Below are 23,648 nucleotides of genomic sequence, written 5' to 3'. Positions count from 1 at the left end.
AGCAGATGTCACCGTTGACTTTTGCATGAAAGCGAAGCAACAGTACAAATGCTTCAGCGAAGGCGAATTCGATTAAAAGGAGGATCTCTGCATGTCTAAAGCATATGAACAAGCAGGTGTAAATATTGAAGCAGGCTATGAAGCCGTTAAACGAATGAAGTCTCATGTTGAGCGTACGAACCGTCTAGGGGTAATGGGTACGTTCGGTGGCTTTGGTGGTATGTTTGACTTGTCAGAACTAAAGCTAAAAGAACCTGTTCTTATTTCAGGTACTGATGGTGTTGGGACAAAATTAAAATTAGCGTTTATGGTAGACAAGCACGATACGATTGGTGTGGACTGTGTCGCAATGTGTGTAAATGATATCGTCGCACAAGGTGCTGAACCACTGTATTTCTTAGATTATGTGGCGCTTGGTAAGGCAGAGCCAGCGAAAATCGAACAAATTGTTAAAGGGGTAGCGGATGGCTGTGTTCAATCAGGTGCAGCATTAATCGGCGGGGAAACTGCTGAGATGCCAGGCCTATACGAGGAAGACGAATATGATTTAGCAGGATTTGCTGTAGGCGCTTGCGAAAAATCAGCCATTATAACAGGTGAAAAAATCGTTGAAGGTGACGTACTTGTAGGCCTTGCTTCAAGTGGTGTGCATTCAAATGGTTATTCATTAGTTCGTAAAATTGTCTTTGCTGATAATGATTTAGCAGTGGATGCAGTTGTAGCAGGCTACGAAGACCTTGGTCCTATCGGTGAGGCGTTATTAGTGCCAACAAAATTATATGCAAAACCAGTACTTGCAGCCTTAAAGGCAGCGGATGTACACGGTTGTGCGCATGTAACAGGTGGTGGCTTTTATGAAAACTTACCACGTATGATGCCAGCAGGTTTAGCAACAGAAATTGACTTAGGTTCTTGGCCAGTGCTTCGTATTTTTGAATTCTTAAAAGAAAAAGGTCAACTAGAGGACAAAGATTTATATAATGTCTTCAACATGGGGATTGGTTTCGTATTAGCAGTGCCGGCACAAGAGGCTGATAACGTAATTGCTACAGCACAAGCAAATGGTGAAAAAGCATACAAAATCGGTCGCGTTGTGAAAGGCGAAGGTGTTGTATTTAATGGCACTCATGATGGGAGTTTAGTGTGATGGCTGCACCTACCAAAATTGCCGTGTTTGCTTCAGGCAGCGGTAGTAATTTTCAAGCTATTCAAGAAGCGATTGAACATGGCGAATTAAATGCCAAAATCGAGCTAGTCGTCACAGATAAGCCCGGCGCATTTGTTATAGCCCGTGCTAAAAAATCTGATATTCCTGTGCTTGCTTTGAATCCGAGAGAGTTTGCATCGAAGGCAGATTACGAGACTGCGATTATCGAAGCTTTACATGAAAGGGAAGTCGAATGGATTGTGCTTGCAGGTTACATGCGCTTAATAAGCGGAGTATTACTGGCTGCATACTCGCAACGAATCGTCAATATTCATCCATCATTATTGCCTTCTTTCCCTGGGAAGGATGCCATTGGGCAAGCGATTGCGCATGGTGTCAAAATAACCGGTGTGACTGTGCATTTCGTAGATGAAGGCATGGACACAGGGCCTATAATTGCACAAGCTGCTGTAGCGGTGGTCGAGGGTGATCGAGAGGCGACAGAAACAGCTATTCATAAAGAAGAACATTTGTTATATACAAAGGCATTACAACAATTATTTAAGTGAAAAAACGGTTGCTATGGGTAGTTAAGTCGCTCAATAAATGCGGAGTATTGGCTCCATTCTCCGCAGGCTTTACTTTAAGTGGTAGATAATCTACCTGTAATGTTGTTATTCCATATCGATTTAACTGTGTACAATCAAGGTAAGCGAGACATTTTCGTGGCTAAACACGAGATAAAATTAGGAGGATTTCGTTGTGACAAAACGTGCATTAATCAGTGTTTCCAATAAAGATGGTATTTTAGAGTTTGCTAAGGAATTAGTGGCATTAGGTTATGAAATTTTATCAACTGGTGGTACGAAAAAAATGTTACAAGACAATAATGTTGCAGTAACAGCAGTCGATGAAGTAACAAAATTCCCGGAAATTTTAGATGGCCGTGTGAAAACTTTAAACCCAATGATTCACGGTGGTTTATTAGGAAAATTTGACGATGCTTCTCATCAAGCACAAATGAATGAGCATGGCATTGAACCGATTGAGATTGTATGTGTCAATCTTTACCCGTTCGTTGAAACAATTTCAAAGCCTAATGTAACATGGGATGATGCCATTGAAAATATTGATATCGGTGGTCCAACAATGCTACGGTCTGCAGCGAAAAACCATCAATATGTTACAGTAATTGTGGATAGCAATGACTATGCAACTGTATTAGAGGAATTACAAGCAAATGGTGCAACAACTATTGAAACACGCCGTAAGCTAGCTGCTAAAGTTTTCCGTCACACAGCAGCCTATGATTCATATATCTCTAATCACTTAACGGAAGAAGAATTCCCAGAAAGCTTAACGATGACATATGAATTAAAACAAAATTTACGCTATGGTGAAAATCCTCATCAAAAAGCGGCATTCTATCAAAAACGTCTTGGTTCTGATTTCTCTTTAGCTTATGCAACGCAAATACATGGCAAGGAATTATCATACAATAATATTCAAGACGGCAATGCAGCCCTTCAAATTGTAAAAGAATTCGAAAAACCTGCTGCAGTAGCGGTTAAGCATATGAATCCGTGTGGTGTGGGTACTGGCAAAACTTTAGAAGAAGCTTTTGATAAAGCATATGAAGCAGATTCAACATCTATTTTTGGTGGCATTATTGCTGTAAACAGGGAAGTAGATGTAGCGACTGCTGAAAAACTTAGTCATATTTTCTTAGAGATTATTATTGCACCATCATTTTCTCAAGAAGCGCTTGCTATTTTAACGCAAAAGAAAAATATCCGTTTATTAACGATTCCATTCGAGCAAGTGAAGCAAGATAAATTGAATGTGGTATCTGTTGAAGGTGGCCTACTTGTACAAGAGCCAGATCGTTATGGTTTTGCCAACGCAGATATCAAAGTTGTCACAGATCGTGAACCAACTGATCAAGAATGGGAAGCGCTACAACTTGGCTGGGCGGTTGTGAAACATGTAAAATCCAATGCAATCGTAGTCACAGATGCACAAATGACACTAGGTGTCGGAGCAGGGCAAATGAATCGCGTTGGTGCAGCAAAAATTGCCTTTGAGCAAGCCGGTGAAAAAGCAAAAGGTGCAGCATTAGCATCGGATGCATTCTTCCCAATGAGCGATACAGTAGAAGAAGCGGCTACAGCTGGTATCACAGCGATTATTCAACCAGGCGGCTCTATTAAAGACCAGGATTCAATTGATAAAGCGAATGAGTTCGGTATTACCATGGTATTTACGGGCGTACGTCATTTCAAGCATTAATTAAGATTAAATACCCGAAGTAACATAAAAACCTTCATAAAAAATATACAGACACTTAGACCGAGATGGTGGTTCATCTCGGTCTTACTCACAAAAGGAGGATTTCCTAATAATGAATGTATTGGTAATTGGAAGTGGCGGTCGTGAACATGCGATTGCTAAGCAGTTTAGTATTTCTCCATCTGTAAATAAAGTTTTTGTAGCTCCAGGAAATGATGGGATGCATGGTGACGCCGAAGTTGTTGCAATTGATACAATGGATTTCGCGGGCCTTGCACAATTTGCAAAGGAAAATGCAGTAGATTTAACTTTTGTAGGTCCTGAGCAGCCACTCGCTGAAGGGATTGTAGACTTCTTTACTGATCGCAGCTTACGAGTATTTGGCCCAACAAAGGCTGCAGCACAAATTGAAAGTAGTAAATCATATGCAAAAGATATCATGAATAAATATAATATCCCAACGGCTGCACATGAAACGTTTACAGAAGCAGACAAGGCTATTGCATACATTAAACAACAAGGTGCACCAATCGTTATTAAGGCGGATGGTTTAGCGGCTGGTAAAGGTGTAGTTGTAGCCATGACTGAAGAAGAGGCTATTGAAGCAGTGCAAGACATGATTGGCAATCAGCGCTTTGGTGAGTCATCATCTCGCGTGGTCATCGAAGAATTCCTTGATGGGGAAGAATTTTCATTTATGTCATTTGTCCATAAGGGACAAATATATCCGATGGTTATTGCACAAGACCATAAACGTGTATATGACGGCGATAAAGGACCGAATACAGGTGGCATGGGTGCCTATTCACCAGTACCTCAAATTTCACAAGAGGTAGTGGATGTAGCGTACAAAACAGTCGTTGAACCAACTGTTAAAGGAATGGATGCAGATGGTGTATCGTTCACTGGTATTTTATATGCGGGTCTTATTTTAACGAAAAAAGGTCCAAAAGTGATTGAATTTAATGCCCGTTTTGGTGACCCGGAAACACAGGTAGTGCTACCGCGTATGACTTCTGACTTTGGTGCGTTCATGACAGCATTAATGGATGAAAAACCTTTTGATTTACAGTGGTCAAATGATGCCATGTTAGGTGTTGTAATTGCAGCTGATGGTTATCCTGGTGATGTAGAGAAAGGAAATATATTACCGAACATAGAGACATTATCGACTTCACATGCTGTATACCATGCTGGCACGAAGCGAGTAAATGGAAAGTTTGTTGGGAATGGCGGTCGTGTATTACTTATTGGTGCAAAAGCTCCTACTTTAAAAGAAGCACAAGAAAAAGTATATGCAGGAATCACAACAGAGAAATGGGATAACTTTTTCTATCGCCAAGATATCGGCTGGCGTACTTTTAAATAATTGTATCTAAGTTGTTCGTTGTTCTAACACTAAATATGGCTGAGCTATAGCCACCCTACAGTAAAAACCGTCTCAACATTTGGTTGAGACGGTTTTTTTGACTAAGAAGGATTTTGTGCGTTACTTGTGGTGCTATTACTGTTTGAGGAATTTTGCTTTTGAGAAGCACTGTTGTCAGCGGGCTTAGAAGCCGAATTAGTTTGTGACGTATTACCAGAAATAGCAGAGGAGAAATCTTGCATCAGCTTATTGATTTGGTCTGAGGACATAGAATTTTGTCCACTGAGCATACTTTGCATAGAGGTGCTCATGGCACTTTGCATATTGGAGCTCAGCAAGGCTTTAGTCGGACAATATTTAAAGACCCCCTCAGCCATTTTCATGGCACCTAATGCGATCATCAATCGACCTTTTGTACAGTCAGGATTTCTAGACACTTTGGCAATGCCAAATGCCGTCATACTTGTGCCAAGAACAAAGCGTGAAAACGCATTTTTATCACTTAAATTTGCTTGGTGCATCATTAAAATCCTCCCTTAGTCATAGTGGAAAAAAGCGGGGTGTTACAATTGAAACAAGAACATTGCACAAAGCATTATTGTATGCGTTTATGCAACAGTAGTATGTGTACCATATGAATAACTAAACCTGAATATATATGCTCCGTATGGCAATAAAATCCTGTTCAAAACGTCTTAACAAACAGTATATGTAGTTTTCATGAGAACCCATGTCCAATCTGTCTAGAAAAAAGGTGGAAAGTTGTACGAAAGCAATGGAAGTATTCGCTTGGTTAAGCTATATGAAAATATTGATAAGAACAAACTCTTAGTTAAATTTTATGTGGGGGGTGTATTATTTTGTTAAAATATAGTAAATTATAAAATAATAAAACTTGCTTTGGCAAAGTGAAATGTTACGATATAGATATCAAAACTCTTTAAGAGAGGAGTATAGAAAAATGGATTACCATTGGAAAATAAAAGATGTTAGAAATCATATTAATATTATTAATGGCGAAAATAATCCAGATATTGTTTTTAAAAATGCTCGCTATTTACATAGTATGCTTAAACAGTGGGTTAAAGGTAATATATGGGTGAGTGGAGATAGGATTGTTTATACTGGGCAAGAAATGCCAAAAAATGTGGATGGGACAGAAATAATTGATGTAGAAAATAAAGTAATTGTGCCTGGATATATTGAACCCCATGTACATCCAACTCAGCTATATAATCCACAGTCTTTTGCTGACTACGCTGCACAAGGAGGCACCACTACTTTTATTGCAGATAATTTAACACTCTTATTAATGTTAAAAGAAAAGAAAGCGTTTTCACTGATAGAGAAATTAAATACACTGCCATTCATTTTCTATTGGTGGGTGCGATTTGATGCCCAAACTGAAATTTATAATGAAGAAGAAATTTTTACAACATCCTCTGTAAATCAGTGGCTAGATAGATCAGACGTATTATTAGGTGGCGAATTAACAGGATGGCCACGTTTACTACAGGGTGATAATCAAATGCTACATTGGATTTTACAAGCAAAGCACATGAATAAAAAGATTGAAGGCCATTTCCCAGGCGCCTCTTCAAACACATTGGCGAAGATGAAGCTGATTGGTGCAGATGGTGATCATGAAGCAATGACTATTGAAGATGTGGAAAAAAGAATCTTACATGGATATGCAGTGACATTACGCCATTCTTCTATTAGGAAGGATTTAGGGAGCTTGTTAAAAGGTGTGCTAGATAAACAGCTTCCTATTTTTGATCATCTAATGATGACCACTGATGGTTCAACGCCGAGTTTTTATCGTAAGGGCGTTATGGATCAGTGTATTCAGCTTGCTTTGGATGCAGGGGTATCACCAATTGATGCCTATCAAATGGCATCCTATAATATTGCTCGTTACTATGATTTAACACATTATCAAGGTATCATCGCGACAGGTCGAATAGCGACGTTCAATATTTTGAAAAATGAATTTACACCGACACCTGAAAGTGTGTTATCCAAGGGAGTTTGGCTGAAGCGTGATGGTATAAAGTGTTATACTTTCGATGTAGTTGATTGGCAAGAAGAGAAAAACTTTGAAGTAAACTTTGATATGGAAGAGTATGATTTCCAATTTTCTACGCCGTTGGGCATAAAACTTGAGAACGATGTTATTACGAAGCCCTATAATGTTACGGCTCAAGTAGTAGACGGTCAAATTATTGGAGACAAAGATGAATGTTTTTTAATGCTTGTGGATCGCAACGGCAAATGGCGTGTTAATACTTTTATCAAGGGCTTTGCTTCAAATATTGACGGATTGATTTCTTCGTATTCCAATACAGGAGACTTCATTTTAATCGGAAAAAATATACATGCTATGCAAAAAGCTTTTGTTGCATTTAAAAAGATGAAAGGTGGAATTGTCTTAGTTGACAAGGAAGGAGCAATTGCTTCAATTCCGTTGGCCATTAACGGCCTATTGTCAGAAAGCAACTTTGAGGAATTAATGGAACAGGAACGTGTTTTAAAGCAAACGCTTAAGGACCGAGGCTATCACCTAGGTGATGCAATTTATACTCTATTATTTTTACAATCCACCCACTTGCCTTATATTCGCATTACGCCAAAAGGTATTTTTGATGTAATGAAGAATAAGATATTATTACCAGCAGTGATGCGTTAATCGAGGAAGGGGAATAGTTGTGTTTAAATCCAAGAAGTTATTTATGGCATTAGCATTTAGCGCTTTGTTCATCGGAGGATGTTCAAAAGATGCATCAGAAGCGGAAGAAGCGGTTGCGACACCTGAAAAAGAATCAGTAATTGATGAGCCTGTGAAGGAAGCAGTAGAAATTGCTCCATTAACAGGTGAAGCTGTCGCTGAAGAAGTAACACAACGTCCAATTATTGTGACGATTAATAATCACCCTGCTGCTCGTCCGCAATCGGGTTTAGCAGCAGCAGATATGTTTTATGAAATGTTAGCAGAAGGTAATGTTACTCGCTTATTAGCAGTCTATCAAAGTAAGTTACCAGAAAATGTGGGACCAGTACGTAGTGCACGTTCTTACTTTGTTGATATGGCGAAGGGCTTTGGTGCATTTTATGTTGCACACGGTTATAGTCCAGAGGCAAAATCCATGCTTAGCAATAATGTAGTTGACAATATAAATGGCATGAATTATGATGGCACACTGTTCAAACGTTCAAAAGAGCGTGTTGCACCACATAATTCATATATTACTGCAGAAAATATATTAAATGGTGCAGAAAAAGTTGGCGCTTCAATGAATTACAGTGAAAAAGTACGTCAGACTTTTTATGAAGCCGAAGAACGTGGTAAAATAGGCATTGAAACAAGTCAAGTTGACATTTACTATGGAAATAATGAGTATTTCCACAATTCGTATGTGTATGATCATCAAAACAATCGTTATGGACGACAATCGGCTAGCGTTGACACAAAGGATATGTTAACAGGCGAAGCAATAACATTAGCAAATGTTTTATTTTTTGAGATGAAACATCAAACAATTGATAATGTAGGTCGCCAAGATATTGATTTAACATCTGGTGGAAATGCGTATGTTTTTCAAAATGGCTATATGAGAGAAGTCAAATGGGCTAATATTGATGGACTACCAATGGCTGTTGAAGAGTCTGGTGAGCTAGTAAAGTTAGTACCAGGAAAGTCTTGGATTCATTTCGTACCATCTTCACCGGGGTTACAAGCAATGGTGAAAACGCAGCCTTAAAGGGAGGGAAATTGCATGCAAATCGAAAAAATTCGAGGGCATCAAACAGATCAGTTATTTAAAGCAGTGTTAGAGCTAAAAGACATCGAAGAATGCTATAAATTTTTTGATGACTTATGTACGATTAGTGAAATTCAATCGCTAGCACAACGTTTTGAGGTTGCACATTTATTACGTTTAAAGAAAACCTACGAATCCATTAAAAAGGAAACGGGTGCAAGTACAGCTACCATTTCACGTGTACGTCGTTGCTTTGATTATGGGAATGATACATATGATGAAATGTTAGGTCGTTTGTATCCAGACGAAAAGCCATTCCAAGCACCAAAAGAATAGTAGGTAACAGGCTGAGTAGAATTTCTGCTCAGTCTTTTTCATTTTTTTGTCGACAGTCATAAGCTATACTTGTAAACGAATAGATAGAAAGTGATAGGTGGTAAAATAGATGGATTATTTAGCGTGGAGACATGTGTTCAAGCTAGATCCGGCTAAGGAAATTTCGGATGAGGCACTCGAAAAAATTTGCGAATCAGGAACAGACGTAATTTTAGTTGGCGGCACAGATGGCGTAACTTTAGATGGTGTATTAGACTTGCTAGTGCGTGTTCGTCGCTTTGAAGTACCAATAGCACTTGAAATTTCAACGGTAGAATCAGTGACACCGGGTTATGACTATTATTTCATTCCAACGGTGTTAAATAGTGATGATCCGAAGTGGATTAAAAATTTACATCATGAAGCCATTAAAGAGTACGGCGATATTATGGTTTGGGAAGAGCTTGTTGCGGAAGGATATTGTATTTTAAACCCAAACTGCAAGGTAGCTGAAGTAACAGGAGCGAAAACAGATTTATCGATAGATGATGTTGTTGCTTATGCACGAATGGCGGAAAACTTCTTTAAACTACCTGTATTTTATGTAGAATACAGTGGGATGTATGGTGATATTGAAATTGTACATGCCGTTAAAAATGAATTGCAAAATACAAAGCTATTTTATGGCGGTGGCATTACCACTACGAAGCAGGCTGAGGAAATGGCAAAATATGCGGATACGGTAGTTGTTGGCAATATAATTTATGAGGATTTAAAAGCTGCACTTGCGACTGTTAAGGCAGTTAAAAATACGATATAATTAAGAACAAACGTTTGAGTGATTTTATTCAGTGGCAATTTCAACACTATGTTAATGAAATGACAGTCTCCGGCGAGTGTCTTGGATACACTACGCGTGAATTTATAGCGACATGTAGTTAGTGTAAAAAGCTTACCCTACTAACATCGCTTCGACGATTAGGCTCATAACATTGCATCGTTAAAGCGCCGTTCTAAAGCATTGCGGTAAAGCGGTAAAACGAACATTGTGTCCAAGCCTTTTTGTACGACTAAGCATAATTCGAAATTTTGTAGAAAGCTCGCCATGGGGAATTTGATTGGAGGTGCAATATGGAGCATTTAACAAAAAACTTATTAGCAGGAATGAATCCTGAGCAAGAAAGAGCAGTAAAAACAACAGAAGGCCCACTACTAATTATGGCAGGTGCCGGTTCTGGGAAAACAAGAGTATTAACGCATCGTATTGCGTATTTGATGATTGAAAAGGAAGTATATCCATCAAAAATTCTAGCAATCACGTTCACAAATAAAGCTGCACGTGAAATGCGAGAACGTATTGATGGAATCCTGGGTAATGGCACGGGGGACAGCATGTGGGTATCGACGTTCCACTCGATGTGTGTGCGAATTTTACGTCGTAATATCGATCAGCTTGGTTTGTCACGTAATTTTTCAATTTTAGATTCTACTGATCAGTTATCGGTCGTGAAAAATGTCTTAAAGGATGAAAATATCGATCCTAAGCGATTTGAACCCCGTGCTATTTTAAATGCCATAAGCTCGGCCAAAAATGAATGTATCACTGCTGATGAATATACAGCTAATATGAATGAACATAATCCCTATGAGAAAACAATTGCGCTTGTATACAAAGGCTATGAAAAACGTTTGCGTCGTAACCAATCACTTGATTTTGATGATTTGATTATGACGACAATTACATTATTTAAACGGGTACCAGAAGTACTCGAATATTATCAAAATAAATTTCAATATATTCATGTGGATGAATACCAAGATACCAATAAATCCCAATATTTACTCGTGCAACTACTTGCAAAGAAATTTCAAAATATCTGTGTCGTAGGGGATTCTGACCAATCGATTTATCGTTGGCGTGGTGCGGATATCGGAAATATTCTTTCGTTTGAAAAAGATTATCCAAACGCCAAGGTAATCATGTTAGAGCAAAATTATCGCTCCACGAAACGCATCCTGAAAGCAGCGAATGACGTCATTCAAAATAATACGACGCGTTATCCAAAAGAACTACGCACAGAAAACTTAGAGGGTGAAAAAATCGCCCTATACAAAGCCTATAACGAACAAGAAGAAGCACAGTTCGTCATCCAAACAATCCAACAGCTTATGAAAAATGAAAATCGTACGTTTGATGATTTTGCCATTTTATATCGAACAAATGCACAGTCTCGTGTTATGGAGGAAATGCTTGTTAAATCTAATATGACTTATCAAATCGTTGGGGGCACAAAATTCTATGATCGTAAAGAGATTAAAGATTTACTAGCGTATTTACGACTCATTGCCAACAATGATGACGATTTATCGCTTGCTCGAATTATTAATGAGCCAAAGCGTAGTATTGGCGCTACTTCATTTGAAAAAATGGCACGCTATGCGATTGATCAAGATCGATCCATTTTCGATGCGATGAATGATCTCGTTTTCATGGGGTTAACGGGTAAAGCGGCAGCTTCAGCAGAGCACTTTTATGCGATGATTAAAGGCTTTACAGAAATGCAAGAATATTTATCTGTGACAGAGATTGTGGAGCAGGTTATAGAGAAATCTGGTTATCGTGCAATGCTTCAACATGAAAAGACGATTGAAGCAGAAAGTCGTTTAGAAAATATTGAAGAATTTTTATCTGTAACAAAAGCATTTGAGGAGCGTAGTGATGATAATAGCTTAATTGCCTTCTTAACGGATTTAGCACTGATTGCAGATATTGATTCACTCGATAAAGACGATACATCAAAGGGAAGCATTATTTTAATGACGATGCATGCCGCAAAAGGCTTAGAATTCCCTGTAGTCTTCATTATTGGAATGGAGGAAAATATCTTCCCGCACTCTCGATCACTAGATGATCAGGATGAAATGGAAGAAGAACGACGTCTTGCTTATGTAGGTATAACACGTGCGGAGGAACGTTTGTATTTAACTTGTGCACAATCTCGTACGATTTTTGGACGTTCGAGCTTTAACAACGCTTCTCGCTTCTTACGTGAAATTTCAGAGGATATTACGCAATCAATATCCAAAGGTGGTGCCAAACCGGAAGTACCATTCGCAACTGGTAATCGTTCATCTGGCAGCTATCAAAAACGTACACTAGGTACCGTACAACAAACACAACCAGCTACTGCCCGTTTACAATCAACAGGGGGCGACCAGTTTGGTTGGAAAGCTGGCGATAAGGCTGTTCACAAAAAATGGGGAACAGGTATGGTTGTGAGCGTAAAAGGTGAGGGTGATAGTACAGAGCTTGATATCGCATTCCCACAGCCAGTTGGGATTAAGCGATTATTAGCTCAATTTGCACCTATTGAAAAAGCGTAAGCGGAGGAACTTAAATGAACGAAATTGAACAGCGCATTGCGGAGTTAAACAAATTATTGCATGAATATGGGCATGCGTATTACGTGCTGGATAACCCTATCGTTGCAGATAGCGTATATGACCAATTATTACATGAACTCATTGCATTAGAAGAAGCGAATCCATCGCTAATCTATCCTGATTCACCGACACAGCGAGTTGGTGGTGCAGTCGTGGCAGGATTTAAAAAGGTAACACACGATTATCCGATGTTAAGCTTATCAAATGCTTTTAATGAAGCAGACATACGTGAGTTTGACCGAAAAATTCGTCAAGCAATCGGTGACCAATTCTCATATGTATGCGAGCTGAAGATTGATGGTCTTGCCATCTCTTTAAAATATGACAATGGTGTTTTTGTGCAGGGAGCGACACGTGGTGATGGTGTTATTGGTGAGGATATAACAGCAAATTTAAAAACAATTCGTGCGGTGCCACTACGTTTGAAAGAGCCAATTACAATTGAAGTACGTGGTGAGGCGTATATGCCGAAAAGATCGTTCGAAAAGCTCAATTCACTGCGAGCTGACAATGGGGAAGAATTATTTGCAAACCCACGTAATGCTGCTGCTGGTTCCTTACGTCAACTGGACCCTAAAATAGCAGCGAGTCGCCAATTATCAACCTTTATCTATTCAATAGGTGGAGACGGCGAGGCATATGGTATTGATGGGCATGGGGAGATGCTTGATTATTTAGAGGGTCTTGGTTTCCCTTCCAATAAAGAGCGAAAGCATTGTACATCGATTGAAGAAGTGCTAGCCTTTATCGAAAAGTGGACTGACAATCGTCCACATTTAGCCTATGAAATTGATGGGATTGTTATAAAGGTGGATCGCTATGCACAACAGGATGAACTTGGCTATACGGCAAAAAGTCCACGTTGGGCTATCGCTTATAAATTCCCAGCAGAAGAAGTTGTGACAACATTACTTGATATTGATTTAACTGTAGGGCGTACAGGCGTTGTCACACCGACTGCGATTTTAACGCCTGTACAGGTGGCTGGTACGACAGTACAACGCGCTTCGCTACACAATGAAGATTTAATCCGTGACAAGGACATTCGCATTGGGGATACGGTCATCATTCGAAAAGCCGGCGATATTATTCCACAAGTTGTCGGTGTATTATTAGAGCAACGGCCAGAGCATTCTGTACCTTATGAAATGCCTGCAAATTGCCCAGTGTGTGATAGTGAGCTGATTCGTATAGAAGGTGAAGTGGCCTTACGTTGTGTGAATCCGGCATGTTTTGCACAAATTGCAGAGAGCATTAAATACTTTGTGTCACGGAACGCCATGAATATTGATGGTCTTGGTGAGAAGGTTGTTGAGCAATTATTGCGAGCCGATTTCATTCATGATGTAGCTGATTTATATCACTTAACAGTAGAGCAGCTTGTGGGGCTTGAGCGTATGGGGGAAAAATCAGCAACAAATTTAGTAAACGCCATTCAAACATCTAAGAATAATTCGATGGAACGCCTATTAATCGGTTTAGGTATACGACATGTTGGTGAAAAGGCTGCAAAAATTGTCTCAGAGGAATTTGAGACAATGGAAGCGGTTATGGCTGCTTCTGAGGAACAACTCGTAGCAATTCATGAAATTGGGGATAAAATGGCGTCCTCACTCGTTGAGTATTTTGCGAACGAAGATGCACGGGCAGTAATTGCTCGTTTAGCTGAAGTCGGCGTTAATATGACCTATAAAGGTAAAAAAGTGGAAGTCGCAGTAGGTGACAATCCATTTGCGGGGAAAACAATTGTCTTAACTGGTAAACTTGAGCAATTGACACGGAATGAAGCAAAGGCGAAAATAGAAGAGTTAGGTGGAATTGTCACTGGAAGTGTCAGCAAAAAAACTGACCTTGTTATTGCTGGGACAGATGCAGGTTCTAAACTGACAAAGGCTGAGCAATTAGGTATTGAAGTTTGGAATGAAGAACGCCTAGTCGAACAACTTAGCTTTATTCAGTAGGGAAAGATATTTCCTTCTTCAGGAGTTAAAATCTAATGTAACTGAACAAAAAATCTTCGTACAAAATTGATTATTAGTAAAGGGGTACTAAAATAATGAAGTCATTTCGACTCATTCCAGCAATAGTAGCTGCTGCAATGCTAGTCGGCTGTGTGCCTTCTAATAAGAAGGAGACAGAGCTTACACAGGAGACGCAACAGGAAAAGGCGGAAACAACGATTATTCCAAGCTTAAAGATTGATGAATCTTTTTATAGAACGCTAATTCCTTACAAAGAAAGTGCAAGCCGTGGATTAGTCGTTTCAAATATTTACACGAAGTATGATATGAAGGAAGTTGAAACAGGTTTAATGCGACTTTCTCAAAATGAGTTTGATACAGAAAACTACTACTTCCAAGAAGGTCAATATTTAGCTGAAAGTACAGTGAGTTCTTGGCTAGCACGTAGTTCGCAAACGGAAGATGGTTTAAATCCTCCAACAACTGATGCTATGACACCAGAGGAACGTGCAACCAAAGCACCTGTCTATTTAGCCCATATTGTTGAGCAAAATTATTTAACAAAAACAGATGATAATAAAGTAAGGCTGGGTGGTATTTCGATAGGGCTTGCCTTGAACTCTATTTATTATTATCAAAAAGAGCAATATGGTGAATATTATGAAGAACCAATTCCAGAAGCTGCCTTGGTAGAGCAAGGAAAAAAGATGGCTGCAGAAATTGTTTCACGTATGCGTTCACGTGAAGAACTAAAGGATGTGCCAATTGTTGTAGGGTTGTTTAAGCAACAAGCACGCAATGAAATAATTCCAGGCGCCTATTTCACTTATGGTGTAGCGAAAGAAGGACAAAATGATTTAAGCGATTGGAAAGCCATTGATGAAGAATATGTCATGTTCCCAACAGATGATTCACAGGATATCTATCGCGATGTGAGCAATAACTTCAAGAATTTCAAGCAAGACGTGGATAAATATTTTGCCAATTACACTAGCGTTATTGGAACGGGCTTCTATCAAAATAAGAAAATACAAAAACTAACGGTTGAAATTCCAATCCAATTTTTTGGTGCGGCTGAAGTTAGAGGTTTTACACAATATTTGACGGGTGTACTTATCAATCAATTCGATAATATAAACGTAGAAGTGAGTGTTACATCGATGAATGGTCCAGAGGCATTAATTATGAAAGATGCTAATGATAAAGACCCTTATGTGCATATTTATGATTAAAATATAGTCAGCCCTTGTGCTGGCTATATTTTTATGAGCAAGTATGATATTTTCGGCTTTGGGTCAAGCAACGCTCAGGCTCGCAACAGGATTAACCAAACCACATGAGGTAATATTCAATTTTAATGAATCATTGCCTGAGTTGGCTAAAAATTAGTTTTCACAAGGAGTTTTTGCTTTGTTCCTCCATACTGTGACATCTGTTGACAACACTTTGTCACAGTAGTGAAAGTTTCTATATTTTTGGTGAAAGTTGTGATTTTTAATACGAAAAATGTTATGATAATGGGCATGGTTAACTTTATTCAGCCCTATTGTTATCAATAAAAACAATGAATCTGATTACTATTCGGAGGTGTGAAAAATGGCGAAATTAACAAAAGAAGAGGTTAAGCACGTTGCGAATTTAGCACGTCTTGCAATTACTGAAGAAGAAGCGGAAAAATTTGCTGAGCAACTTGGGAAAATTACAGACTTCGCAGAGCAATTAAATGAGCTAGACACAACAAATGTTGAACCAACAACTCATGTATTACCACTAGTAAACGTAATGCGTGAAGACGTAGCAACAAAAGGTTTAGACCGTGAAGTAATGATGTTAAACGTAAAAGAACAAGAAGATGGTCAAGTAAAAGTACCAGCTATCATGTAATACTAAAACATAGGAGGATTCCTCATGACGTTATTTGAACGTTCAGCAAAGGAGCTACAAGCTGATATAAAAGCAGGTAACTTAACAATCGCTGACTTAACAAAAGAAGCATATGAACGTGTTGCAAAGCTGGATGGCGATGTACAAGCATTCCTAGCTTCAAACGAAGAAAAAGCAACTGCACAAGCAGCTGAAATGGACAAAGTACCATTTGAAGAGCGCGGACCACTTTTTGGCCTTCCGATTGGTGTTAAAGATAACATCGTAACAGAAGGTTTAGAAACAACATGTGCTTCTAAAATACTAGAAGGTTTCATGCCAATTTATGATGCAACAGTCGTAAAAAAATTACGTGAAGCCGGTATGATTACAATCGGTAAATTAAACATGGACGAATTCGCGATGGGTTCTTCAAATGAGAACTCAGCGTATAAAACAACGAAAAATCCATGGAACTTAAACCACGTACCAGGCGGTTCTTCAGGCGCTTCTGCAGCAGCGGTAGCAGCTGGTGAAGTACCATTTTCACTTGGTTCAGACACAGGTGGTTCAATCCGTCAACCAGCAGCTTATTGTGGCGTTGTAGGGATGAAACCTACATATGGTCGTGTATCTCGATTTGGTCTTGTGGCATTTGCATCTTCTTTAGATCAAATTGGGCCAATTACTCGTAACGTTGAAGACAATGCACTTTTACTTGAAGCAATTTCAGGTTTAGATGCAAACGATTCAACTTCAGCAAACGTAGAAGTACCAAACTTTGCAGCAGCGCTTACAGGCGATGTAAAAGGCTTACGTATCGCTGTGCCGAAGGAATTCCTTGGTGAAGGTGTTGGTGAGGCAGCTCGTCAATCTGTTCTGGATGCATTAGAAGTACTTAAAGGCTTAGGTGCAACAGTAGAAGAAGTTTCTCTTCCTCACTCAAAATATGCACTTGCTGCTTACTATATCTTATCTTCTTCTGAAGCGTCTTCTAACCTTTCACGTTTTGACGGTATCCGTTACGGCTTCCGTGCTGAAAACGTTGAAAACTTAATGGACCTTTACAAAGAAACTCGTGCACAAGGCTTCGGTGATGAAGTAAAACGTCGTATCATGCTTGGTACTTATTCTCTAAGCGCAGGTACTTACGATGCTTATTACAAAAAAGCACAGCAAGCACGTACACTTATCAAAGCAGACTACGACAAAGTTTTCGAAGACTTTGATGTAATTATTGGACCAACTTCACCTACACCAGCATTTAAAATTGGTGAAAATGTAGATGATCCAATGACAATGTACGCGAACGATATTTTAACAATTCCTATTAACTTAGCAGGTGTACCAGCGATTTCAATTCCTTGCGGCTCTGAAAATGGTCTACCTCTAGGCTTACAAATTATCGGTAAACATTTCGATGAAGCTACTATTTACCGCACAGCTCATGCTTTTGAACAAGCAACGGAGTTCCATAAACAAGTTCCTCAAATTTGGGAGGGAAAATAACATGAACTTTGAAACAGTAATAGGTTTAGAAATTCACGTTGAGTTGAAAACTGAATCGAAAATTTTCTCTGCGTCACCAAACCATTTTGGTGCGGAGCCAAATACAAACACATCTGTAATTGACCTTGGTTACCCTGGGGTATTACCAGTGTTAAATAAAAATGTTGTTGACTATGCAATGCGCGCTGCACTGGCGTTAAACATGGAAATCGAACAAGAAACGAAGTTCGACCGTAAAAACTACTTCTATCCAGATAATCCGAAAGCTTACCAAATTTCACAATTTGATAAGCCAATCGGTAAAAATGGTTGGGTTGATATTGAAGTAGATGGTTACACAAAACGCATCGGTATCACACGCCTTCATATGGAAGAAGATGCTGGTAAACTGTCTCACGCAGGCGATCATTCATTAGTTGACTTCAACCGTCAAGGTACACCGCTTGTGGAAATCGTTTCTGAGCCGGACATTCGTACACCAAACGAAGCCTATGCATACCTTGAAAAAGTAAAATCAATCATTCAATATACAGGTGTTTCTGACGTTCGTATGGAGGAAGGTTCACTACGTTGTGATGCCAACATTTCAATTCGTCCTTATGGTCAAGAAGAGTTTGGTACAAAAACTGAACTTAAAAACCTGAACTCATTCAACTACGTTCGCCGTGGTCTTGAGCATGAAGAATTACGTCAGGCGGATGTATTATTGTCAGGCGGTGTGATTGAGCAAGAAACACGTCGCTTCGATGAGAAAACAGGTAAAACAATTCTTATGCGTGTCAAAGAAGGAACAGATGATTACCGTTACTTCCCTGAGCCAGACTTAGTACGTCTGTCAATCGATGACGAATGGCTAGAGCGTGTGAAATCAGAAATCCCTGAACTTCCTGATGCGCGTAAAGCACGCTATGAATCAGAATTAGGCTTAACTGCTTATGATGCCGGTGTCCTTGTTATTTCAAAAGAAATATCAGACTTCTTTGAGGCAATGGTGGCGGGTGGAGCAGATGCGAAGCTTTCTGCAAACTGGTTAATGGGTGATGTTTCTGCCTACTTAAATGCAGAACAGAAGGAACTTAAAGATACTGCGCTAACACCAGAAAACCTGGCAGGCATGGTGAAATTAATTACTGATGGTACGATTTCTTCTAAAATCGGTAAAAAAGTATTTGCCGAATTAGTAGAAAACGGTGGCTCTGCGGAAGAAATCGTTAAAGCTAAAGGATTAGTGCAAATTTCTGATGAAGGTGCATTATTAGCTATTGTGTCAGAAGTGTTAGATAACAATGCACAATCAATCGAGGACTTTAAAAATGGTAAAGACCGTGCTATTGGTTTCTTAGTTGGTCAAATTATGAAAGCAACTAAAGGCCAAGCGAACCCACCAATGGTAAATAAATTATTACAACAAGAAATCGCAAAACGTTAATTACTTGTTGTTACACTGAGCCAAGAGAGTATAATAGCTTTCTTGGCTTTTTATATGCAAAAAATGTACATACTAATAAAAATAGCACTTAATAGTTGTCTAAAAAGAGTATTCATAGCAAAATATAGAATAGATTAACATTACAATTATTAGGGGGACTTAAATCCATGAAAACTGAACAGCAGTATTTCAATGAAGCAATAACAATTCAACAATATATGGACAATATGGATACACTAAAAGATGATAGCTTCCGCATTTATGATAATTTTGAGGTGCCGCCTAATGATGGATTTATCGAACTACTGAAGGACAAGCAACCAAAGATATTAACAATTACAGAAGATTGGTGCGGGGACGCCATGTTAAATAATCCAATTATTCGCCGTATAGCTGAGGTAGCAGGATTAGACATGCGTGCGGTATTACGTGATGCAGATACAGATTTAATTGACCGTTATTTAACAAATGGTGGACGTGCGATTCCAATGTATGTATTATTAAACGATGCTGGTCAAGTTATTGGCAAATGGGGACCACGTGCGCCTGAATTACAGAACAATGTTGTCAACAAACGCGCTAGCTTACCAGACAAAGAAGATCCTACATTTGAGGAAGCTCAAAAAGCGCTATATGCTGAAATTCGTGAAGAAAGTATGACAAACAAGGCGTTTTGGTCATTTGTTTATGAAGATTTTAAAAAACAGGTTACAGCAGCATTGCAATAAAGAGTAACTAAAATCGTAGCTTACAATAGCTTCATCTAGAGTGATGGAAGGTATTTTAACAGCCGTTATTTCTAGAAGAAGCAATGCAACATTTCAACAAATAATACGTTGAATGAAATAGAATCTAATGAAGCAGGAAGGTATGTTATGAAACGAGCAAGAATCATTTATAATCCTACATCTGGACGTGAAGCGTTTAAAAAGCATCTACCAGAAGTATTAGAAAAACTTGAGGTAGCTGGCTATGAGACATCATGTCACGCAACAACATGCGAAGGTGATGCAACACATGCAGCAAGAAACGCAGTAGAACGCGGCTTTGACATTATTGTAGCTGTTGGTGGAGATGGTACGCTAAATGAAGTTGTTTCTGGTGTGAGTCAATTTGAAAAACGCCCAAAAGTTGGTCTCATTCCAATGGGCACAACCAATGATTTTGCGCGTGCCGTGCATATTCCAAGAAATATTGATGAAGCCGTTGAAATCATTATTAAAGGCGATACGTTACCGGTTGATGTTGGATTACTAAATGGAGAACGCTATTTCATCAATATTGCTGCTGGTGGGCGTATTACAGAGCTAACCTATGAAGTGCCAAGCAAAATGAAAACGATGCTAGGGCAACTAGCTTATTATTTAAAAGCAGTTGAAATGATTCCATCTATTAAAGCATCACATATGCGCATCGAATATGATGGTGAGGTATTTGATGGAGATGCAATGATGTTTTTATGTGGCTTAACAAATTCAGTAGGTGGCTTTGAAAAATTAGCACCTGATGCGAGCATTAATGATGGATATTTCACATTACTTGTATTGAAAAAGGTGAGTTTACCTGAATTTATTCAGCTCGCCGCAATGGCATTAAGAGGCGAACATTTAAATGATGATCGTGTTATTTACAAAAAGGCAAGTGTCGTTAAGGTAACTACTGAAAATGAAGTTCATTTAAACCTAGATGGGGAATATGGTGGGGATGCGCCTGCAACTTTTGAAAATTTAAAGCGCCATATTGAAATATTTGTACCTATAGAAGATATTCGTGAGGAAGACCGTATTTAATTTAATCAGTGGGGCTGCCTAAAAAGTCCTTTAAACCATAATATCTGGTTCATTGTTTATCAATGCAAAGTACCGAACGGCAGGTAAAGATACAGCAAGACATCATACTCTATAAATTGGGGATTGTGAACGAATTAAGAAAAATGTTTGGCGAATGTGCGTATATTACATGAACAAAATTTGAAACCTTTATAATAGGCCGAAATTTCGGTCCATTATAAAGGTTTTTTTCGTTGCAATAGTGGAAAATGTGGGTATGGGAAAGGGAAAGGAAGTGTTGCCTTTGTATAAGTCACAAGAAAAAAAGCTTATGTGGTTAAGTTTTGGCGTTGCAATTATAATGCTACTTTCTATACTTGGCAAAGTATTTGGAAGTTAGGAGGGCAAAGAAATGGTGAATGAATCAGCAGTCTTTTGGAGTAGGGCATTAACGGAACTAACCTTATCGTTCCATATTATTTACGCAACGATAGGTGTGGGAGTACCGTTAATGATTATGATTGCGCAATGGACTGGATATAAAAAGAATGATGAGCATTACATTTTACTGGCGAGACGTTGGGCGAGAGGCTTCGTTATTACAGTTGCAGTAGGAGTCGTAACAGGAACTGCGATTGGCTTGCAATTATCATTACTATGGCCGAATTTTATGCAACTAGCAGGCCAAACAATTGCTTTACCTCTATTTTTGGAAACGTTCGCATTTTTCTTTGAAGCTATTTTCTTAGGCATATACTTATACACTTGGGATCGCTTCGACAGTCAGAAAAAGCATATGCTGTTACTGATTCCAGTTGCAGTTGGTGCTTCCATGTCGGCAGTATTTATTACCATTGTGAATGCGTTTATGAACGCACCACAAGGTTTTGACATTGTTGACGGGCAGCTTGTTAATATTCAACCCTTTATAGCGATGTTTAACCCAGCTATGCCAACAAAGGTAGCCCATGTACTTGTTACAGCATATATGACAGCAGCATTTGTTTTAGCTGCCATTGCAGGTTATCGTATGTTAAAAGGTTCGAATCATGTATATCATAAAAAAGCATTGTTATTACTTATGAAAGTTGGTTTAGTTTTCTCAATAGCAGCAGCCATTATCGGTGACTTCTCAGGAAAGTATTTAGCAGAATACCAACCAGAAAAATTAGCGGCAGCTGAGTGGCATTTTGAAACTGAAGATAAAGCATCACTTATCTTACTTGGAATAATGCAGGATGGGGAAGTTAAATATGCCATTAAAGTACCTTATGCTTTAAGTATTTTAGCGCATAATAATCCAATGGCAGAAGTTATCGGCTTAGATCAATTTGCAGAAGAGGATCGCCCTCCGCTGTATATTCACTATTTATTTAATATCATGGTCTTTATTGGCATGTTTATGATGTTAGTATCACTACTTTATGTGTTAGGGAAAGCACGTGGTTGGCAATTCATCCATGCACGATGGTATCGCTGGATTATCGTTGCTGGCGGTCCGCTGTCAATTATTGCCATTGAAGCGGGTTGGTGGCTTGCGGAAGTTGGGCGTCAACCATGGATTTTATACGGATTGATGCGTACACCAGAAGGCGCTACAACAAGCGATCATGTGGATCTAATGATGCTCTTGTTCTCAGGCGTATATGCTGTCTTAGGCATCGGGAGTATCGTCGTATTGATTCGTATGTTTAAAAAGAACCCAATCGAACGTGAGATTGAAGATCGCCATTCTGAAAAAGGCGGTGATATTCTATGACACTAGAGATACTAGGAATTTCGGTATTGTGGATTTTCTTATTTGGCTATGTGATTGTTGCATCAATAGATTTTGGCGCAGGCTTTTTTAATGCATATAGTTTACTCATCGGGAAAAATCACATTTTGACGAATATTATTAAACGGTATTTATCGCCGGTGTGGGAAGTTACAAATGTCTTTTTAGTATTCTTCTTTGTTGGGATTGTCGGATTTTTCCCACAAACAGCCTTCTATTATGGAACAATATTACTTATACCCGTTAGTATTTCGTTGGTTTTGTTAGCAATTCGAGGCTCCTACTATGCGTTTGAGGCATATGGTTCACGTGGACATATCGGTTACACACTAACGTATGGAGTGGCAGGTTTACTCATTCCCGCCTCACTTTCTGTTGTCTTTGCGATTGCAGGGGGTGGCTATGTGGATATTGTCAATGAACAACCAGTGCTGAATTATTTTACATTGTATACTAGTACATTTGCTTGGAGCATCGTTGTCCTGAGTATTGCCGCGGTATTGTATATATCAGCCGTGTTCTTAACGTGGTACGCCCATAAGGCAAATGATAAGGAAGCAACAAATTTAATGCGAAAATATGCCCTTATTTGGGCCCTTCCTTTAATGATTAGTGCACTTGGAATCATGTATGAAATGAAATCCATCAATCCAGAAAGTTATAGCCATATGGTAAATTTATGGTGGATGTTCGCTATTTCAGCGATACTATTTATCATTACGGTGGGATTATTATGGATGCGTAAAAATTACGGGCTTGCTGTAGGGCTTTTAATTGCACAATTTGCAGTGGCCTTCTTTGCGTACGGTATTGCTCAATATCCTTATTTACTGTATCCATACTTAACAATTTATGATGGCTTTACAAGCACACAAATGGCGATTGCATTAATCATTGCCTTTATTTTAGGATTATGTCTGCTCATTCCATCCTTGTATTTATTGTTGAAACTATTCTTGTTCAACAAAAATTATGTAACAGGAAAAGAAGACAATCACGCGTAGGAGGTTGTGGT

General features: G+C 39.0%; 19 protein-coding genes. 18 read left to right on the top strand and 1 reads right to left on the bottom strand.

The window, feature by feature from the left end; all coding sequences use genetic code 11:
* Positions 1-91 precede the first annotated feature (91 nt).
* From purM to purD, 4 genes are all read left to right on the top strand, one after another.
* Positions 92-1,147, top strand: a complete 1,056-nt coding sequence (gene purM, locus C9J35_RS12325) for a phosphoribosylformylglycinamidine cyclo-ligase (RefSeq protein WP_054767636.1) — start codon at positions 92-94, stop codon at positions 1,145-1,147.
* Positions 1,147-1,716 (top strand): phosphoribosylglycinamide formyltransferase, encoded by a 570-nt coding sequence (gene purN / locus C9J35_RS12320; protein WP_107924737.1) that lies wholly within the window; start codon positions 1,147-1,149, stop codon positions 1,714-1,716. The genes purM and purN overlap by 1 nt, the downstream gene beginning before the upstream one ends.
* A 193-nt stretch (positions 1,717-1,909) precedes the next feature.
* Positions 1,910-3,436 (top strand): bifunctional phosphoribosylaminoimidazolecarboxamide formyltransferase/IMP cyclohydrolase, encoded by a 1,527-nt coding sequence (gene purH / locus C9J35_RS12315; RefSeq protein WP_107924736.1) that lies wholly within the window; start codon positions 1,910-1,912, stop codon positions 3,434-3,436.
* Between the two features lie 112 nt (positions 3,437-3,548).
* Complete coding sequence (purD, locus tag C9J35_RS12310; protein WP_107924735.1) at positions 3,549-4,805, top strand: phosphoribosylamine--glycine ligase; 1,257 nt, start codon at positions 3,549-3,551, stop codon at positions 4,803-4,805.
* Positions 4,806-4,906: 101 nt separating this feature from the next.
* On the opposite strand, the gene C9J35_RS12305 is transcribed toward purD, so the two are convergent.
* Positions 4,907-5,329, bottom strand: coding sequence for a DUF2892 domain-containing protein (locus C9J35_RS12305; protein WP_054767637.1), 423 nt, complete (start codon positions 5,327-5,329; stop codon positions 4,907-4,909).
* Positions 5,330-5,766: 437 nt separating this feature from the next.
* On the opposite strand from C9J35_RS12305, the gene C9J35_RS12300 reads away from it, so the two are divergent.
* From C9J35_RS12300 to C9J35_RS12235, 14 genes are all read left to right on the top strand, one after another.
* Positions 5,767-7,494 (top strand): adenine deaminase C-terminal domain-containing protein, encoded by a 1,728-nt coding sequence (locus tag C9J35_RS12300; protein ID WP_107924734.1) that lies wholly within the window; start codon positions 5,767-5,769, stop codon positions 7,492-7,494.
* Between the two features lie 19 nt (positions 7,495-7,513).
* Positions 7,514-8,566: a DUF3048 domain-containing protein gene (locus C9J35_RS12295; protein ID WP_107924733.1), complete on the top strand. Its 1,053-nt coding sequence runs from the start codon at positions 7,514-7,516 to the stop codon at positions 8,564-8,566.
* A gap of 15 nt (positions 8,567-8,581) precedes the next feature.
* The gene (locus tag C9J35_RS12290; protein WP_004225717.1) at positions 8,582-8,902 is read left to right on the top strand and encodes a YerC/YecD family TrpR-related protein; all 321 of its coding nucleotides are present in this window, start codon (positions 8,582-8,584) and stop codon (positions 8,900-8,902) included.
* Positions 8,903-9,011: 109 nt separating this feature from the next.
* Positions 9,012-9,701, top strand: a complete 690-nt coding sequence (gene pcrB / locus C9J35_RS12285; protein ID WP_054767639.1) for a heptaprenylglyceryl phosphate synthase — start codon at positions 9,012-9,014, stop codon at positions 9,699-9,701.
* A gap of 311 nt (positions 9,702-10,012) precedes the next feature.
* Positions 10,013-12,265: a DNA helicase PcrA gene (pcrA, locus tag C9J35_RS12280; protein WP_107924732.1), complete on the top strand. Its 2,253-nt coding sequence runs from the start codon at positions 10,013-10,015 to the stop codon at positions 12,263-12,265.
* A 14-nt stretch (positions 12,266-12,279) separates the two neighbouring features.
* Positions 12,280-14,286 carry an NAD-dependent DNA ligase LigA gene (gene ligA / locus C9J35_RS12275; RefSeq protein ID WP_107924731.1) on the top strand — a complete coding sequence of 669 codons (2,007 nt, stop codon included), beginning with the start codon at positions 12,280-12,282 and terminating at the stop codon, positions 14,284-14,286.
* 95 nt (positions 14,287-14,381) lie between these two features.
* On the top strand, positions 14,382-15,518 hold the full coding sequence (locus C9J35_RS12270; protein ID WP_107924730.1) for a CamS family sex pheromone protein: 1,137 nt from the start codon (positions 14,382-14,384) through the stop codon (positions 15,516-15,518).
* 364 nt (positions 15,519-15,882) lie between these two features.
* Positions 15,883-16,170, top strand: a complete 288-nt coding sequence (gatC, locus tag C9J35_RS12265; protein WP_010857153.1) for an Asp-tRNA(Asn)/Glu-tRNA(Gln) amidotransferase subunit GatC — start codon at positions 15,883-15,885, stop codon at positions 16,168-16,170.
* 24 nt (positions 16,171-16,194) lie between these two features.
* Positions 16,195-17,658 carry an Asp-tRNA(Asn)/Glu-tRNA(Gln) amidotransferase subunit GatA gene (gatA, locus tag C9J35_RS12260; RefSeq protein ID WP_010857154.1) on the top strand — a complete coding sequence of 488 codons (1,464 nt, stop codon included), beginning with the start codon at positions 16,195-16,197 and terminating at the stop codon, positions 17,656-17,658.
* A gap of 1 nt (position 17,659) precedes the next feature.
* On the top strand, positions 17,660-19,087 hold the full coding sequence (gatB, locus tag C9J35_RS12255) for an Asp-tRNA(Asn)/Glu-tRNA(Gln) amidotransferase subunit GatB (protein ID WP_107924729.1): 1,428 nt from the start codon (positions 17,660-17,662) through the stop codon (positions 19,085-19,087).
* 167 nt (positions 19,088-19,254) lie between these two features.
* On the top strand, positions 19,255-19,815 hold the full coding sequence (locus C9J35_RS12250) for a thioredoxin family protein (RefSeq protein ID WP_054767640.1): 561 nt from the start codon (positions 19,255-19,257) through the stop codon (positions 19,813-19,815).
* Between the two features lie 147 nt (positions 19,816-19,962).
* A complete protein-coding gene (locus tag C9J35_RS12245) occupies positions 19,963-20,877 on the top strand; it encodes a diacylglycerol kinase (protein WP_054767641.1) in 915 nt (304 codons plus the stop codon).
* Positions 20,878-21,268: 391 nt separating this feature from the next.
* On the top strand, positions 21,269-22,615 hold the full coding sequence (locus tag C9J35_RS12240) for a cytochrome ubiquinol oxidase subunit I (RefSeq protein WP_107924728.1): 1,347 nt from the start codon (positions 21,269-21,271) through the stop codon (positions 22,613-22,615).
* Positions 22,612-23,637, top strand: a complete 1,026-nt coding sequence (locus tag C9J35_RS12235; protein ID WP_107924727.1) for a cytochrome d ubiquinol oxidase subunit II — start codon at positions 22,612-22,614, stop codon at positions 23,635-23,637. The genes C9J35_RS12240 and C9J35_RS12235 overlap by 4 nt, the downstream gene beginning before the upstream one ends.
* Positions 23,638-23,648: the final 11 nt, after the last annotated feature.

The sequence above is a fragment of the Lysinibacillus parviboronicapiens genome (genome assembly GCF_003049575.1).
Taxonomy (GTDB): domain Bacteria; phylum Bacillota; class Bacilli; order Bacillales_A; family Planococcaceae; genus Lysinibacillus; species Lysinibacillus parviboronicapiens.
The sequence above is the reverse complement of the archived record's forward strand: the minus strand, read 5'-3'. Positions and strand labels throughout refer to the sequence as shown.

What these genes read in the sequence shown, in the direction of transcription:
- purM (WP_054767636.1), top strand. Translation starts at nt 92, where the DNA reads ATGTCTAAAGCATATGAACAAGCAGGTGTAAATATTGAAGCAGGCTAT.
- purN (WP_107924737.1), top strand. Translation starts at nt 1,147, where the DNA reads ATGGCTGCACCTACCAAAATTGCCGTGTTTGCTTCAGGCAGCGGTAGT.
- purD (WP_107924735.1), top strand. Translation starts at nt 3,549, where the DNA reads ATGAATGTATTGGTAATTGGAAGTGGCGGTCGTGAACATGCGATTGCT.
- C9J35_RS12305 (WP_054767637.1), bottom strand. Translation starts at nt 5,329, where the DNA reads ATGATGCACCAAGCAAATTTAAGTGATAAAAATGCGTTTTCACGCTTT.
- C9J35_RS12300 (WP_107924734.1), top strand. Translation starts at nt 5,767, where the DNA reads ATGGATTACCATTGGAAAATAAAAGATGTTAGAAATCATATTAATATT.
- C9J35_RS12290 (WP_004225717.1), top strand. Translation starts at nt 8,582, where the DNA reads ATGCAAATCGAAAAAATTCGAGGGCATCAAACAGATCAGTTATTTAAA.
- pcrB (WP_054767639.1), top strand. Translation starts at nt 9,012, where the DNA reads ATGGATTATTTAGCGTGGAGACATGTGTTCAAGCTAGATCCGGCTAAG.
- pcrA (WP_107924732.1), top strand. Translation starts at nt 10,013, where the DNA reads ATGGAGCATTTAACAAAAAACTTATTAGCAGGAATGAATCCTGAGCAA.
- ligA (WP_107924731.1), top strand. Translation starts at nt 12,280, where the DNA reads ATGAACGAAATTGAACAGCGCATTGCGGAGTTAAACAAATTATTGCAT.
- C9J35_RS12270 (WP_107924730.1), top strand. Translation starts at nt 14,382, where the DNA reads ATGAAGTCATTTCGACTCATTCCAGCAATAGTAGCTGCTGCAATGCTA.
- gatC (WP_010857153.1), top strand. Translation starts at nt 15,883, where the DNA reads ATGGCGAAATTAACAAAAGAAGAGGTTAAGCACGTTGCGAATTTAGCA.
- gatA (WP_010857154.1), top strand. Translation starts at nt 16,195, where the DNA reads ATGACGTTATTTGAACGTTCAGCAAAGGAGCTACAAGCTGATATAAAA.
- gatB (WP_107924729.1), top strand. Translation starts at nt 17,660, where the DNA reads ATGAACTTTGAAACAGTAATAGGTTTAGAAATTCACGTTGAGTTGAAA.
- C9J35_RS12250 (WP_054767640.1), top strand. Translation starts at nt 19,255, where the DNA reads ATGAAAACTGAACAGCAGTATTTCAATGAAGCAATAACAATTCAACAA.
- C9J35_RS12245 (WP_054767641.1), top strand. Translation starts at nt 19,963, where the DNA reads ATGAAACGAGCAAGAATCATTTATAATCCTACATCTGGACGTGAAGCG.
- C9J35_RS12240 (WP_107924728.1), top strand. Translation starts at nt 21,269, where the DNA reads ATGGTGAATGAATCAGCAGTCTTTTGGAGTAGGGCATTAACGGAACTA.
- C9J35_RS12235 (WP_107924727.1), top strand. Translation starts at nt 22,612, where the DNA reads ATGACACTAGAGATACTAGGAATTTCGGTATTGTGGATTTTCTTATTT.